Raw genomic sequence first — 14,842 nt, 5'->3', positions numbered from 1 at the left:
CATTACCGAAAATCAACGCTTTTTCAACAAGCCCTAATGAATAGACTACCCAAGAACTGCCAGATTTCGCTGACTAGATCTTCTTTTCATGCACTAGGCGCCAGTAGTATCTGCCTAAGGTCGTCAGTTGGCACGCTTTGTTTTGCATCGCTGCGTGGTATAAGTGCTCCGCCCCGACTGGCTTGACAAGACCGGCGTCTCGGAATTTCTGTAAGTATCCGAATATCTTCTCTTTACATTCGTCGTGAGGATTTGCTTCTGGTTCATATTCCGGCGATAGTGGCAGTAGTTCTGCTGGGAGCGGAAAACATTCAGGTATTATTCGGATAAGACTAGGATGTAAGCGGGGCTCCGCCTGACGAAGCTTTACGAAACGAGACACATTTGCCTTGAACAAGGGACGTTGATCCCATGCACCAAGAGCATTGTCAATGTAAGCATAAATGCTCGCCGCCGACACCTCGCCGCAAAGTCCGGCCGCCCCTCCCTCGAGTGCCTCAACTAGAAGCGACGTAAATACACCACCACCTTCTTCCTCTAGAGCTTCTTGGTTAGTTCGTGTTGCGGTGATTACTGATACCCCGTCGGCCAGTACAATTTTATCGTCACTAACGGCTGGCAAAGTACCGAAGGCACCACTGTGGCAGCAATCCAGCGTGATAAATATGTCTGTTACAGGTGACTGGTTTGCTAAGGCCAGCACCTCCGCCATGGCAATTCCTACGTCATATTGGCAATAGTCCGGCGTGACGAGGTAGCCACCAAGCCCATTCACAGTACCATGTCCGGAAAAGTGCAGGAAGGCTACGTCAGCTGGCTGTCCGAACAATTCTGATATCTTTCGACGTAGAACTGGTCTCGTCACGGTGTCAGATGGAGCGGTTACAACCTCACATTGGAAGTTGACGTTTTGATCGTGATGCCGGGACAAGACGCGGCTTAGCCGCTGAGCATCGTTGACACATCCGCGAAGAGGGTTGGTAGGATATTTGTCAACACCTATTATAAGGGCCCTTCTCACTATCTTGTACCGCCAATAAGGGCTTGAAGGTTATCCCATGTCCACTTGTAGATTTTGTCCGCAGCGGTCGCTGCTTTCGGTTTCTTGCAGGTCTTGTCCTTACGTCCCCATAGGAGAAAATAGTCGACATCCACTTCTCTTTCTTGTGCTATCTTCAATTCCGCGCTGACGCCGGACGCCGTGTCAGTATGTTCGCCACAGATGACGACAACTACGTCGCATCCCTTTATCCTTGTGCGAGCCTTCTTCTTCCAGTCTTCTGAGAGTTCTTCCTTTATTGATAAATCGTATACTTCAAAGGGGGAATCCTCATTCTTAGATTGGCCAACCAAAAGGTTCTTCAAGTCTAGGTCGTGATCATAGTCGAAACTGATAAATACTCTTTTCTTTGCCATCGCTCTGTCCTCCTGACGGGATGTTATTACTTGAATCTTTTCTGCCACTCCTTAAAAACCGTTAATCCACACCTTAAATTGGTGGTCTTTTATACGCGCCCAAACCCGGTGACCCATCCGCTTGCCGTGGGATCGTCTCATTTTGGCAATTCCCTCCACGCTATTTTGATAACGTGCTGCAAATAAAAAGCGGGGTTGACGAGACTCGAACTCGCGGCCTTCTGCGTGACAGGCAGACGTTCTAACCAACTGAACTACAACCCCGGTGTCTGATCTATATGTCAGGTCGCCGTCACGCGACCGTCATGTCGTGCTCACATCGGCGGGTTCTAAGAAGGACCCGCCCTACGAACCGATGATGTCGAAACCACAAGGGATTTCAACCCGCTCGCTACACGCAGTACAAAATGGGCGGTACTAGATTTGAACTAGTGACCCCCTGCGTGTAAGGCAGGTGCTCTAACCAGCTGAGCTAACCGCCCAAGAGATCATCATCAAGCTTTCAAATAACATCCGCCAAAATGCCGTCGCGGCCCTCTCAGCAGGCCTCAATTATACCTAAAAATGACAAAAAGGCAAGAAATATTCGCCCCCAAGAAACCAATATTTCACCCACCCCAACTCGTTGGCCGGCAGGTCACAAACCCCTCTAGGCTTCAAGACCTGCCGCAACAGCGAAGACCCTGAACCACGCGCAATTTCACTACAAAACCGTACTAAATAACCCCTTACCTGCATGTATACAAGACGATCGGTACCCCAACCTAAAGCGTCAGCGGCAGGTGGGAAATTGATCGCGATTAACACAAAACAACGAAACGAAGCCAAACTGCTCCAAGATTATGAGGAAGAATGAAATACAGAGAAAAGTGGAGGACTGATTTTCTTTTTCAACGCACAGACCGCATCCGGGTGGCAGGCTCAAACTTGCTTAGGCCCTGATACACCCCTCGTAGGGGTTCAAAATTTTGAACCCCTACGATATCGGACGCATGCCCGTAGGCATTTGATTTATCAAATGCATAGCCACACCTCTTTCCCCCTCGCCCTCCGGGAGAGGGCCGGGGTGAGGGGTTACATAAAATGATGAAACGAACCCAAACTGCTGTAATTAAATGATGAATATCGAAATACAGAGGATTCCGCACTCAGCTCAGCATCGTTCCGTCAGGTCGTGTGACCTGACGGTCTCTATACCTGATCCGCATCGGGTCACCACCTCCTGACGGAGTCCAAGACCCGACGCAACATCAAGAATGAGGAAACGAACCCAAATCGGCGCAATTATATGATGAATAACGAAATACTGGAGATTTTTGAGACGGCCACATCGGGTGGCAGGGTCAAACTTGCTTTGGCCCTGACATGGCTATGTTCGGAATACTCGCGTCCGTAGGCTCACGCCGCGGCGTGAGCCTACCATGATCGACAAAACAAAACACACAGGAACATCAAAAATAGGGAAACGAACCCAAACCACACAAACCGGTTATAAAAGAATAAACGAACATGAAAAAAACAACCGACCCCACACCCCGCGCCGACACCACAAAACTAATTGACCCATGCGTTTAACTGACCTATTTTGTCCAAAAAAGGAATAGATACCATGTCCATAGACCCGACCATCTTCAAAGCCTACGACATCCGAGGCACCTACCCCAACCAGCTAAGCGGCGAAATTGCCTACAAAATCGGCTACGCCCTGGCCGGATACCTAAACCCCAAAACCATCGCTGTCGGAAGAGACATGCGCCTGTCATCCGATGAACTCTTCGAAAACCTCGCCCGAGGCATTCTCGACTACGGCGTCGATGTGATCGATCTGGGCAAAATTTCCACCGATGGCCTCTATTTCGCGGTCGGAAAATTCGAGTACGATGGCGGCGTGATGATTACCGCCAGCCACAATCCCAAACAATATAACGGCTTCAAAATCTGCCGCAAAAACGCTGTGCCGCTGTCGGGGCAGGAAGGTCTCGGCGATATCCTCAAAGCTATCCAGCAGGCCGACCAGAACGGCAAAGCCCCCACCCGCGGCAATATCATCCGGCGCGACATCGCCGATGATTACGCCAAGCATTGTCTGTCGTTTGTCGATGTATCCAAAATCAAGCCGTTCAAGATTGCTCTCGATGCCGGCAATGGTATGGCGGGGGCAACCCTCCCGCCGGTGCTCGACCAGCTCCCCATAGAAACCGTGCGGCTGTTTTTCGACCTCGATGGCTCCTTCCCGAATCACCCGGCCTCACCAATAGAACTGGAAAACCTCGTCGACCTGCAAAAAGCCATCGCCGAAAACAAAGCCGACTTCGGCGCGGCGTTCGATGGTGATGCTGACCGGATGTTCCTCGTCGACAAAAACGGTCATCAGGTCGGCGGCGACATGGTCACCGCGTTAGTCGCCAAATCGCTGCTCACCAAATCGCCGGGGGAGGCCATCCTTTACAATCTGATTTGCTCCAAAGCCGTTCCGGAACTGGTCGAACGCATGGGCGGCACCGCCATCCGCACCCGCGTCGGCCACGCCCTCATCAAACCGCTCATGAAAAAGCACAACGCCATCTTCGGCGGGGAACACTCCGGCCATTTCTACTTCCGCGAAAACTGGTTTGCCGACTCCGGCCTCATCGCTTTCCTGGTCTGCCTGGAACTGCTCTCGGTCGAAAACCGCCCGCTCGATGAAATGATAAAAGAGATCAACCCCTACTTCCGCTCCGGCGAAATAAACAGCCGCGTCGACTCCGCCTCGGAAAAAATCGAGCAGGTCAGCAAGGCGTTTCCCGATGGTGAGCAGGATAGGATCGATGGCCTCACGGTTCAATACGATGATTTTTGGTTCAACCTGCGCCCGTCCAACACCGAGCCGCTCCTTCGACTCAATGTCGAAGCCAACAGCAAACAACTCCTCGACAAGAAAACCAAACAACTTCTGGATTTAATCAGGTCATAAGCTATGACAACTCCGAAAGCAAAGATCCTCGTTGTAGATGATGATGCCAACCTGCTGGAGCTTCTGGTCGACACTCTCGACGCTATCGGCTATGAAGCTGTCGGCGCCGCGGGAGGCCAGGACGCTCTCGACAAGCTCGCCCACGACACCTTCGATATGCTCATCAGCGACATTAAAATGCCCGAGATGGATGGTATCGCGCTGGCCCGCGAAGTGCGCTCACTCTATCCGAAACTACCGATTCTGTTCATCACCGGTTTTCCCTCGCCGGAAATTATCGGCCGTGTCTCATCCGATGGTTTCCTTGCAAAACCGTTTCGCATAAACCACATCGAAGAGCTGATTGAAAATACGCTCAAGAACCGTCCCGAAACCGTCGCCCATCGCATCCGCAACGTTATGGTGGTCGATGACGATGACACCTTCCGCGAGATGTTGACCGATGCCCTCCGCTATGACGATTACGTGCCGCACGCTGTCTCGAATGGGGAAGAGGCGTTACGCGTGCTCGAAGGGGGAGAGATCGATGCTGTCATCTGCGATATAAAAATGCCCGGCATGGATGGCATCACGCTGCTAAAAGAGATAAAGGGACGCTACGCTGATTTGCCGGTTATCATGATGACCGCTTACCTGTCGCCCGATGATGCTGACACCCAATCGGTCGAGGCTGTCGCCGATGGCTTTTTGACCAAACCGTTCCGCGTCGAAAAAATCGTCGGCATGCTCAACCAGATCGTGCCGCACCCGCCGGGCAAACAGGGTCCGTAGCCCGCATATGCCTTCAGACCATGATCCATGTAGCCTATGACATAACCTCGTACGCCGTCGCGCCCCACGGCGGCATCGCCCGCGTCTGCTACCACACTATCACGCAGGCCGACCGCAGCCCTGGTATCCAGGCCACCGGCTACTACCGCTCCGGAAACATCTCAGGTCTGAAGCTGGAGAAGACCCTCCTGCGACGCAGCGGTCCGCTCACCAGACTGATCGGCCCGCGATTCGACATCGCCCATTCACTCTGTCACCGTACCCTCGGTGCCAAAGCTCACAAGAACGTCTACATGGTTCACGATGTATGGTCACTGAGCCCCAACAGTTATCAGAGCGCGGCCTTCCAGCAGAAAGTTGGCGCCCGCCAGAGAGACGACATCCTCAAGGCCGATTTCGTTATCACAATCTCCGAGACCACCCGCAAAAACCTTCTGGCGCTCAACCTTATCGATCCATCCAAATGCCGCGCCGTCCATCTCGGCTACGCTCACGACTCCTCCCCGGCTCAATCTCCGCAGAACCCGGCCATCGCTCCCCTTTTGGCAAAGAAATATGTGCTGTATGTCGGTTGCCTCGAAAATCGTAAGAACCTGCCGCACGTGATCGATGCTGTCCTGCCGCTAAAGTCGGTCGATCTTGTGCTCGCGGGCCAGCCCGGCTTTGGCTACAAAGATAAGATCCAACCCAGCCTCGCCAAATTTCCCTCTGACCGCCTCCACCATCTCGATATCGTCGAGACTAATGACCTCAACCTTCTCTATCAAAACGCCATTGCCACTATCTTACCGTCGTGGGAAGAAGGCTTCGGTCTGCCCATCCTCGAGGCAATGGCCAACCGATGTCCGGTGATCACTTCCAATCGCTCCGCCAACGCCGAAATCGCCGGCGACGGCGCCATCCTGGTCGATCCTGGGTCACCCGATGAAAGCCGCAAAGCTATCGAACGTCTTATCCAAGACGCCGATTACCGCGCCTCGACAATCGATGCCGGCATGGCTCGCTCAAAATCGTTTACGTGGGAAAAATATTACGCCCGACTGGTGGAGATTTACAAAGCGCTTATGAGTTCGTGAGACCCGTTTCACATCCCGTAGGTAAGGCTGCTTGAAACGAGAAAGATCTTGTTGTCGTTGGTGGCTATCGTGTGCCACTCCCACTCAGCCGAGAACAGAACATTGAACCTCAGGCCCTTGAAAATCTCGGTGTTGCCGATTAAATTGACGCGCTCGTAAGTGTAGTCGGTGATAAGATCGTCGTTGTCCTTGAGGTCACGATACCCCAGCACCGACTCGGCCGATACGAAGAGCCGACTGCCGGAGACCACATCGACATCAACCTTGCCGCCGACCTCGAAGTAGTCGCCGCTCACCATGAAATCGTCTTTGGCCTCATGCAGCGCCTCAACCTCAGGCCCCACCCCGATAGTGAACGCCGGCGACTCGAAACCGGCCAGAAGCGTAAGTTCAAGAATATAATAGTCCAGATTGACCGGATCATTCGGATCATAAACCATATACTCGAAATCGATCTCCTGGCTCGTGAAATAACGCTCCTTCAAACGAACCTTGTTGCGTCCCTCGAGTTCGAACCGCCAGAAATCGTTACGACCGTCCAAAAGATTGTAGTCCTTGCGCTCAACATTCGCGTAGAGATCGATATCTCCGCCGGTGTAGAATCCGAAGTATGTGCCCTCCGCGCCAAAATTGACATAGTTCATCGCCGATGAGTCCGGCGCCTGTCTGGTCTGAAATTTCGCCTTGATATCCCCAAAAGAAAAGTTCTCGAAAAACTTCTCCAGCCCGATCTTACCGCCCACCCTGTAGTAGTTATAACTGGTGGTCGTCACCGAATCGAACTGCACGAACTCACCCCGTACTTCGAAAATGCTTTTCACGGATTCGTTCAGTGGTACCGCCAGTTTTGCTCGCGAATACCCATAGACATAACTATCGCCGAAACTAGCCTCACCATCATGGCGATGCCGCCAATCGAGTTCTCCGTTTAAGTCAAGGCGGCTGTCACCAAGATTAGCACGAGCATCACCGATGAACTTGAGTCTGAAAAAATCCGAGGTCTGCTCGTAACGGGTAGTGAAAGCGAGCCGACGGTCATTCAGGGGAAGGACGGTGAAAGATAGTATGCCCTTGACATCGTCAAGGTAATCGGTGCGAAGCGACCAGTCTGTCAGGACAGAATCCACCCCCGACTGCGCCGCTGAATCAAGAAAATATTCCTGAGAGAGAAAATCGTAGCCGATGCCTGCGTTATACTGAAAACCGGCGGCTTCGTTTGTATGGTAGCCACCGGCTATCATGAAAGTTGTGGTTAAAACGACTCTCCAGAATAACCGCAACCTTACCTCATTGCTGTGTCTTGTGTTTAATCGGTATCTACATCGAGCAGCTTAATCAACTGGTTAAGCGTCAGTTGAGCCGCTTTCAACGAGGCGGCGGCCGCCTCGGTATCTCCATTGTCGATGTAACCCCGAGCTAAATCCAGTTGCTCGTATACCTGATCCAGAAGCTGACGGGCGTTTTCGTTATCCGAAGGAACCAGTTCACTAATCTGATCAGCTTCATTAAGCAGCTTTTCGTAACGCTCCGAAAGCGTTCCATCGAAACCGCTGCATTCCAATCTCGCCCTCGTGGCGAGTTTCTTGGCAGCCTGGAAAGCTTCCATTGCCATCTTCTGCTTATTATCGTCGGTCGCGAGGTTCAGCGCAAGCGAATACGACTGCTGAGCCTGCTCCAAGAGTTTTAACGCTGTTTCGGAGTCACAGGTGGCAATCTGCTTACGAGTACCTTCCAGTACCGCCTCGACATCCTGTTTGTATCTATCAAGATTGGCCGGACCAAGCAAGAGCCTGTTGGAGGCACTGATAATCCGACGAACCGCGTTCTCCACCTGATTGGCAAGCTTCAGCGCCGGTTTGTACTCACCGTCGCGATAAAATTCCTGAGCCGTCCTCAGATTATTTTCGGCCGACTCATAAATCGCCAGCATGCCTTCATTCTGCTGGAGACGAACTTCTTCCTGGGCCCGCTCGAGAAGCTGCTCGGCACGTTCGATCTTACGCTGCACCGCGTCCTGATTCTGCTGAGTATAACGCGCGGCGGTCATGGCCTTCTTGGCCAATTCGCGAGCCTGCTGGGTCAGAGCAATGGCAGTCTTGTAGCCGTTTGTCCCACCCTGCTGAAAGTAATCCTTAGCCTGCTCCTGCAGAGACTCAGCGCCTTCAATCTGCTTTTCAAGCACGACCTGGGCCTGTACATCATTGGCGATTCGGACAGCATCTCTGGCCATAGCCAGCATCTCGTCGGTCCGCTCCAGTTCGCTTTGAGCCCTGCCCATATCTGCCGACCCCTGGCTAAACGCCGATGAGGCAAACAAAAGGATCAGGCCAGCGAAAACAAGATATCCAAAGTACTTCTTATTCATATTATATCACTCTCCTTACAACTCTGGCAACATTACCTACAAATAGCGTGCCGGAGAGTGTGTGCCTATTTAATATATTGTCTGACAACATCTTAATACAACCGAATCACGTTTTGAACACTAATCGGTGTACCTTGCCGTACTTTAAGGTACATTTTTTGTCCCCATTGGCACATTATGCCTTGATTCCGTGGACTTTCATCCGGCTATAAAGCCTTCTTCGGGTTATCCTTAACATTTTTGCGGCTTCTGTTTTATTGCCACCGGTTTTCTCCAGGGCATCCAGAATCATCTTCTTTTCAGCGGTTTCAAGACCGCCGGACACTTTAACCAGATCCCCAGAGTCTCCAACAAGCGGGCTGTCATCCAGTTCCAGCGAGAAATCCTCGTTCGACAGAGGTTCACCGCCGGCGAGTATTACTGCTCTCTCAATGACGTTTTTAAGCTCTCGAATGTTGCCCGGCCAGTCATATCGCAACAAAATGTCGGCCACATCGGCGGAAATAGTCCGGTGTGCGTAGTTGAGCTTTCGCAGAAAGTGCTCCGCTAAAGGTATGATATCATCGCGGCGATCAGCCAGATTGGGAATATTTATCGGGAAGACGTTCAGCCTGAAATAAAGATCCTCACGGAATCCTCCGGACTCCATCTCCTCTTTCAAATTTCGGTTGGTGGCGGCCACCACCCGAACATCGATATCGATAAGATCGACTCCTCCAACTCTTACCAGCTTTCGCTCTTCGAGAACACGGAGCAATTTAGATTGCAGGGCAGTCGATGTTTCCGCGATTTCGTCGAGGAAGATAGTCCCGCCTTCGGCCAACTCGAACCGTCCTCTCTTTCTCGCCACTGCGCCGGTAAATGCGCCCTTCTCGTGCCCGAACAGTTCCGACTCCAGCAGCGTTTCCGTGAGCGCCGCGCAGTTCACGGCGATAAAAGGTTTCTGCGCCCGCGGCGAGAGATCGTGAAGCATCCGTGCCGCGATCTCTTTACCCGTGCCGGATTTGCCGGTCAACAACACCGTGGCATCCGAACCCGCGACCTTTGTCACAAGCTCCTTCACCCGCATCGCCGCCGCGGAGTCGCCTATGAACTCGGTATAAGTTGTCTGGTCGATTACGTCTTTGTAATGGTCCGAGAGCGATGTCAATTTTTGCCGTTCGATAAGCTTGTCAACCGCCAGTCCGAGTTCGTCGAGAGGGAAGGGCTTCAGAAGATAATCCGCCGCCCCTTTTTTCATAGCTTCAACCGCCGATTCCACCGAGCCGTAAGCCGTCATCATGATAACGTCCGTGCCCTCTTTCTTCAGCGCCTCCTCCAGTATGGTCATCCCCGATATATCAGGCATCGACAAATCTGTGATAACCACATCGAAGGAATGTTTTCTGAGAAGCTCCAGCGCCTCCTTCGGTTTTACGGTGGTCACAACCTTGTGCCCGGAGTCTTCGAGGTGTCCGCAGATCAGCGAGGTCATCTTGGGTTCGTCATCAACTACGAGAATATTAGCCATGGTTCTTATCCGGTGTTTTCGGAAGGTTAATAATCAACTCCGTTTTTTCCCCCTTGCGACTGGCAATATCTACAACTCCCTTCATTTCCTCAACAATTTTCTTGGTCAAATACAGTCCAAGCCCTGAACCGGTTTGTTTGGTGGTGTAGAAAGGAGTGAATATCTTCTTCAATTCCTTTTTGGAGATTCCGGGACCGTGATCAACAACTTTTATGATAATCCGGCTGTTTCTTTGCTCCGCGGAAACACCTATCTCAATCGATTTCGACGCGGATAGACAGGCGTCCGCACCGTTTATGAGAAGATTGAGAATGATCTGGCGTAGCGAACGCGAATAGCTCTGGATAGTCAGTCCCGGGTCGATAGTGTAATCCAGCCACCGGATTTCGTTATCCGGATACTTGCTCTGGAAGTGTTTCTTTATGTTTTCCACCATCTCCGCCAGGTTCACGGTCTGGGGCTTGTCGTTCTCAAGAAAACGGCTTTTGGCTCCGGCAAAGTCGAGATAACCGGTCACAATCTGATTGAGACGGTCCACTTCTTCAACGATAAACTGACTCTCGTCGGTTTGAAATTTCTTGAGCAACCTCTCAGCCGAAGCGCGAATAATCATCAGCGGGTTTTTAATCTCATGAGAAACAACCGCCACCATTCTGCCCAGATAAGAGTGCGTCTGATTGAGATAAAGTTGCTGCTCGACACGGTTGACATGCCTCTGGAACAATAAAAATACCAGCCCGATAACAAGTCCGCCAATGATCGACAGGAGACTTGAGTAGTAGATATTGTTTTTCAAGTCATCGAGTACATCGAAATAATCTACGTTGGCTTCCACCCCCAGCGCCGCGACTATCAAACCATCGGGTCCAACCAGAGGGGCGAAGGCGGATTTCAGATACACCCTGCCGGTGCGATACGATGGTGTCGCGACGGTAACGTCGTGAAGTGAATAGAGCACCGAATCGACATACTGTCCGTTCAACTCAGCCAGAAAATAGATCGAGTCGGCCTCAAGTGAAGTCGAAGCGAGAATGCGGTAATCCGGCGCTATAACAAAGACCTCGGCCAGGGAGTCAGCCTGACGAAGCTTGTCGATGATGGTCAATATATCCGCGTACGCGTCGAAATCACCCAGTTCGAGGGCCTCGACCTGTTCAGGCTTGATAGCCACAGTTCCGCTGTGAGCGACCGCCGCCAGTCGTCGGCTAAGCTGTCGATCCATCATCGTCTGCGTACGATCATAATAAAGCCACCATATCGCGTTGACCAGTACAATCACGACAATGATAAACACCGCTATGGCTATGAGTCTCTTGGAGCCTGAAAACATGAAATCAGTAAAACATCAACCGGTACAATAGTCAACATTAATAAAAATGGTTCGATGTTACAAACGCATGTAGCGCTGGGTCTTCGGTCCAGCGATGTACCTTCTATAAGTCCAGCGGCAGTAGATGCGCCAGTTCCGTTCGGGACACCTGCGTGTTGCCGGTAATGAGCTTCATCACCTCAATGGTGCTTGCTGACATTATCTGCTCACAGATGCGTTTCAAAGTCCCAACGCTGCTGTATGGGTTCTTTCCCGCCGGGGGATAGATGACATTGACATGGTTTTCAGCCACAAACTGAAATCCCGGCTCCACCACAGCAGCTTTCAAACGCACTCGCGTCGCCGCACCGGTAACCCTGTTGACCACGATAGCCGGGCCGCAGTCGGGCCTGTTATACTTGATATATTGCGGACGCTTCGCGGTATTGCCAAGAGAGAGACCGTCATCAGTTATGTTGTGCGCCCAGAGAAGCGGCACCGCGCCGTCGGGCTTTGTGCTGAGACTTTCCCGGTGCTGATTCCAGACGACTCGTCCGGTTCGAACCGTAAAGCCAAGTTCGTCCAGCGTTGTTCTGCCCTCAAAAGCGTCCCGCAGACGACCGGCGTCAGGTGAGAACAACGTCAAACCACTTCTGGAGAAGACGTAATCACCTTTGTTGTCTACCTTTTTTAAAACCATGATCATCACCGTCTGCTGTGCCCGGTCAAACAGAGCGGAGGAATCCAGAATTTTCAGATACTCTATGTCGGCGTGCCGGATAATGTAGTCGCGTAGTCCCGCAAAGTACGCTCCGTTGTTCATCGACGGCGGGATCACGTAAGCGAGAAAACCACCCGGTTTGAGAGCTTCGAGTCCGAGTTGGACGAACATACTGAAAATGTTCGCCCGGCCACTGATTACCCGTGAGAACCGGTTCCTGACTTCAGCATCGGGTTTGAATTCAAAGTAGGGCGGATTGCCGATCACGAAGTCGAACTGCTCGTCGAGTGTCCGCCTGAGGGAGTCAACGCGGGAGACTTTCGCCTCGGGAACAACCTCGCGACACAGGTTCACCAGCTTTCGGTCAATCTCCCATCCAAACAGTTCACAGTCTTCAAAGAACTCTCCGGCGGACAGCAAAAACTCACCGCTTCCGCAGGCGGGATCCAGAACCGATGCTCCGCGCATTCTTGGTAAACGCGAGAGAAGGTGCTCCCGGACGTCCTTAGGCGTGAAATACTGCCCGAGAGCCTTGCGATGGGCAAGGTCGGTGTCGCGAAGGTACGCCTGTGAGATGTGGTTCAGTTTGTCACTCATAACATTGAATAATATCTAAACTCTTGGCTCCTGCAAAATAGAATTTTTCAGCCCCGTTTGAGCTTGATGGCCGTTTTGGGTTCGGATATATTAACTCTCGATCACACGCGCCAGACGTAACCGAAGGATATTACCATGTCAAACCAGTGGTTTCAAATTGCGAATCTAGTCAGTATCTCGAGGATACTGCTCACGCCGTTTGTCGGTTACTATTTGGCGCAGGGAGACAGCCGCTCAACTCTCATCTGCGCCGCGCTGCTGGTACTGGCGGGGATAACCGATGGCCTCGATGGTTACCTCGCTCGTCGCCTCAAGCAGGTCAGCGAATTCGGCATCGCTTTGGATCCAATAGCCGATAAGATATTCGCCGGCGTTCTCGTTGTCCTGCTGATTTTCTACCGCGACTTTCCCATCTGGCTGGCGGCAGCCATTGTCGGAAGGGATCTGCTGATTCTTATTGCCGGCTCGATCCTTCTGAGAGGCAGGAAGGTAGTGATCCCATCCAATATCACCGGCAAATATACGTTTGGCGTGATGGCATTTCTTTTGGGAAGCTACGTTATCAGATTCCCGTTCGGTATCTGGTTGACGACGTGGGTGACTGTTATCCTGCTAATTCTGTCCACGCTTATCTACGCGAGGGTGTTCTGGCATGTGCGAAGGGGGCAAGCGCCGCCCGTTTTCAGGGACAAATTAATGTACAAGGTGTTGCGAGTCAGCCTTTCATCTTTTGCCCTTGGTGTGTACCTGTTTCGTCTCGTCGCTGAATTGGTTTAAGCTGTGGCTACTCTGCTGTTTCAAACCGCTATATCCGGTAATGAGGCGTGCTCCCCTGTTTCTGGTTACATAGTTCCATGCCCACTGAAATAGTACAAGCAAACGGTTTTCGAATTCCACCAGATACATCAGGTGCACAAAAAGCCAAACAAGCCAGGCCAGAAAACCGCTGACTTTCCACCGGCCGAGTTGCCCGACAGCCGCCCTGCGCCCGATAGTGGCAAGATTCCCTTTGTCGAAATACTTGAACGGCGCGAGCGAGTCGCCTCGCAGACGTTTGCGTATCAGCCGGGCAACATACCTGCCTTGCTGCATGGCGACCGGGGCCAGACCGGGCAGGGGCTGGCCGGTCTGATGAGTGTAATTAGCAAGGTCGCCGATAACGAAAATATCCTCATGTTTGCGGAGGTTCAGATGTGGTTCAACCTTTACTTTCCCCTGGCGGTCCAGCGCGGCGGGATCATCGGCAGTAAGAATTTTTCCCAGCGGCGACGCTTTTACGCCTGCCGCCCAGAGAATGGTTTCACTCGCGATGGTCTCAATACCAAAACCACACTGAACCTCAAGGCTGGCTTTTTCGATATTCACTACCCTCGCGTTGAGTTTGATATCGATGTTGAGTCGTTTAAGTTGATTCTCCGCCTTACGCGATAACGATTCGGGGAAGCTGCCGACGATGCGGTCGGTTGCCTCGACAAGTATTATCCTGGCTTGAGTCGGGTCTATTCTGCGGAAATCCCTTTTCAAGGTATGAAAGGCTATTTCCGAAATAGAGCCTGCCAATTCCAAACCGGTTGGCCCGGCTCCCACAACTACAAATGTCAGCAGACTCTTTATCTTCTGCGGGTCGGTCTGTATCTCCGCCGCTTCGAAGGCGGAAAGAATCTTTGTGCGTATTTCAATCGCGTCTTCAATTGTCTTCAGTCCGGTAGCATGCTCAGACCAGTCATCGTTGCCGAAATAGTCATGGCTGGCGCCGGCGGCGACTATCAGGGTATCATAACTCAAAGCACCGTGGTCGAGATGAACCTCCCGGCCGGCCATGTCGATATTGCGAACCTCTGCCATTATCGTCTTTACATTCCGGTAGTGTTTAAGAAGGCTCCGGAGCGGGGAAGCAATATCGGCCGGCGAGAGTCCGCCTGTGGCAACCTGATACAGGAGGGGCTGAAACAGGTGGAAATTCCGACGATCAACCAAAACGACATCCAAATCGGTGTTGCCCAGGGACCTGGCGGCATGAAGCCCCCCGAATCCACCGCCGATAACCACTACCCGATGAGGTGACTTATTTACATCCATTACTGCTAATAACAATGAGGAATGTAAATGGTGCGCCCGAATGTT

At 52.0% G+C, this 14,842-nt stretch carries 12 protein-coding genes and 2 tRNA genes; 4 read left to right on the top strand and 10 right to left on the bottom strand.

Annotated elements, in window-relative coordinates:
• Positions 1-73 precede the first annotated feature (73 nt).
• From AB1483_05285 to AB1483_05270, 4 genes are all read right to left on the bottom strand, one after another.
• On the bottom strand, positions 74-1,021 hold the full coding sequence (locus tag AB1483_05285) for a caspase family protein (GenBank protein ID MEW6411870.1): 948 nt from the start codon (positions 1,019-1,021) through the stop codon (positions 74-76).
• Positions 1,021-1,416 carry a TIR domain-containing protein gene (locus tag AB1483_05280; GenBank protein ID MEW6411869.1) on the bottom strand — a complete coding sequence of 132 codons (396 nt, stop codon included), beginning with the start codon at positions 1,414-1,416 and terminating at the stop codon, positions 1,021-1,023. The genes AB1483_05285 and AB1483_05280 overlap by 1 nt, the downstream gene beginning before the upstream one ends.
• 190 nt (positions 1,417-1,606) lie before the next feature.
• Positions 1,607-1,680: transfer RNA gene (locus tag AB1483_05275), tRNA-Asp, on the bottom strand.
• A 144-nt stretch (positions 1,681-1,824) separates the two neighbouring features.
• A tRNA-Val gene (locus AB1483_05270) sits at positions 1,825-1,898 on the bottom strand.
• 1,127 nt (positions 1,899-3,025) lie between these two features.
• On the opposite strand from AB1483_05270, the gene AB1483_05265 reads away from it, so the two are divergent.
• The 3 genes from AB1483_05265 to AB1483_05255 are packed head-to-tail and all read left to right on the top strand — an operon-like array spanning position 3,026 to position 6,216.
• Positions 3,026-4,369 carry a phosphomannomutase/phosphoglucomutase gene (locus tag AB1483_05265; protein ID MEW6411868.1) on the top strand — a complete coding sequence of 448 codons (1,344 nt, stop codon included), beginning with the start codon at positions 3,026-3,028 and terminating at the stop codon, positions 4,367-4,369.
• Positions 4,370-4,372: 3 nt separating this feature from the next.
• The gene (locus AB1483_05260; protein ID MEW6411867.1) at positions 4,373-5,140 is read left to right on the top strand and encodes a response regulator; all 768 of its coding nucleotides are present in this window, start codon (positions 4,373-4,375) and stop codon (positions 5,138-5,140) included.
• A 20-nt stretch (positions 5,141-5,160) separates the two neighbouring features.
• Positions 5,161-6,216: a glycosyltransferase family 1 protein gene (locus tag AB1483_05255; protein ID MEW6411866.1), complete on the top strand. Its 1,056-nt coding sequence runs from the start codon at positions 5,161-5,163 to the stop codon at positions 6,214-6,216.
• Between the two features lie 8 nt (positions 6,217-6,224).
• On the opposite strand, the gene AB1483_05250 is transcribed toward AB1483_05255, so the two are convergent.
• The 5 genes from AB1483_05250 to AB1483_05230 all read right to left on the bottom strand — a co-directional run bounded on the left by AB1483_05250 (position 6,225) and on the right by AB1483_05230 (position 12,718).
• Positions 6,225-7,496, bottom strand: coding sequence for a hypothetical protein (locus AB1483_05250; GenBank protein MEW6411865.1), 1,272 nt, complete (start codon positions 7,494-7,496; stop codon positions 6,225-6,227).
• 26 nt (positions 7,497-7,522) lie between these two features.
• On the bottom strand, positions 7,523-8,581 hold the full coding sequence (locus AB1483_05245) for a hypothetical protein (protein MEW6411864.1): 1,059 nt from the start codon (positions 8,579-8,581) through the stop codon (positions 7,523-7,525).
• 175 nt (positions 8,582-8,756) lie between these two features.
• A complete protein-coding gene (locus tag AB1483_05240; GenBank protein MEW6411863.1) occupies positions 8,757-10,091 on the bottom strand; it encodes a sigma-54 dependent transcriptional regulator in 1,335 nt (444 codons plus the stop codon).
• A complete protein-coding gene (locus tag AB1483_05235) occupies positions 10,084-11,421 on the bottom strand; it encodes a HAMP domain-containing sensor histidine kinase (GenBank protein ID MEW6411862.1) in 1,338 nt (445 codons plus the stop codon). The genes AB1483_05240 and AB1483_05235 overlap by 8 nt, the downstream gene beginning before the upstream one ends.
• A 103-nt stretch (positions 11,422-11,524) precedes the next feature.
• Positions 11,525-12,718, bottom strand: a complete 1,194-nt coding sequence (locus tag AB1483_05230) for an N-6 DNA methylase (protein MEW6411861.1) — start codon at positions 12,716-12,718, stop codon at positions 11,525-11,527.
• A 135-nt stretch (positions 12,719-12,853) separates the two neighbouring features.
• Between AB1483_05230 and AB1483_05225 the strand changes: the two genes are divergently transcribed.
• Positions 12,854-13,495 (top strand): CDP-alcohol phosphatidyltransferase family protein, encoded by a 642-nt coding sequence (locus tag AB1483_05225; GenBank protein MEW6411860.1) that lies wholly within the window; start codon positions 12,854-12,856, stop codon positions 13,493-13,495.
• Here the strand turns inward: AB1483_05225 and AB1483_05220 are convergent.
• Complete coding sequence (locus AB1483_05220; GenBank protein MEW6411859.1) at positions 13,442-14,797, bottom strand: NAD(P)/FAD-dependent oxidoreductase; 1,356 nt, start codon at positions 14,795-14,797, stop codon at positions 13,442-13,444. The genes AB1483_05225 and AB1483_05220 overlap by 54 nt on opposite strands.
• Positions 14,798-14,842 lie beyond the last annotated feature (45 nt).

The sequence above is a fragment of the Candidatus Zixiibacteriota bacterium genome (assembly GCA_040756055.1).
Lineage (GTDB): Bacteria > Zixibacteria > MSB-5A5 > GN15 > FEB-12.
Note: the sequence above shows the minus strand (reverse complement) of the source record. Positions and strands in the feature narration are given on the sequence as shown.

Excerpts from the sequence above, each read along its gene's own strand:
- AB1483_05280 (MEW6411869.1), bottom strand. The coding sequence starts at position 1,416 with ATGGCAAAGAAAAGAGTATTTATCAGTTTCGACTATGATCACGACCTA.
- AB1483_05265 (MEW6411868.1), top strand. The coding sequence starts at position 3,026 with ATGTCCATAGACCCGACCATCTTCAAAGCCTACGACATCCGAGGCACC.
- AB1483_05260 (MEW6411867.1), top strand. The coding sequence starts at position 4,373 with ATGACAACTCCGAAAGCAAAGATCCTCGTTGTAGATGATGATGCCAAC.
- AB1483_05255 (MEW6411866.1), top strand. The coding sequence starts at position 5,161 with ATGATCCATGTAGCCTATGACATAACCTCGTACGCCGTCGCGCCCCAC.
- AB1483_05245 (MEW6411864.1), bottom strand. The coding sequence starts at position 8,581 with ATGAATAAGAAGTACTTTGGATATCTTGTTTTCGCTGGCCTGATCCTT.
- AB1483_05240 (MEW6411863.1), bottom strand. The coding sequence starts at position 10,091 with ATGGCTAATATTCTCGTAGTTGATGACGAACCCAAGATGACCTCGCTG.
- AB1483_05235 (MEW6411862.1), bottom strand. The coding sequence starts at position 11,421 with ATGTTTTCAGGCTCCAAGAGACTCATAGCCATAGCGGTGTTTATCATT.
- AB1483_05230 (MEW6411861.1), bottom strand. The coding sequence starts at position 12,718 with ATGAGTGACAAACTGAACCACATCTCACAGGCGTACCTTCGCGACACC.
- AB1483_05225 (MEW6411860.1), top strand. The coding sequence starts at position 12,854 with ATGTCAAACCAGTGGTTTCAAATTGCGAATCTAGTCAGTATCTCGAGG.
- AB1483_05220 (MEW6411859.1), bottom strand. The coding sequence starts at position 14,797 with ATGGATGTAAATAAGTCACCTCATCGGGTAGTGGTTATCGGCGGTGGA.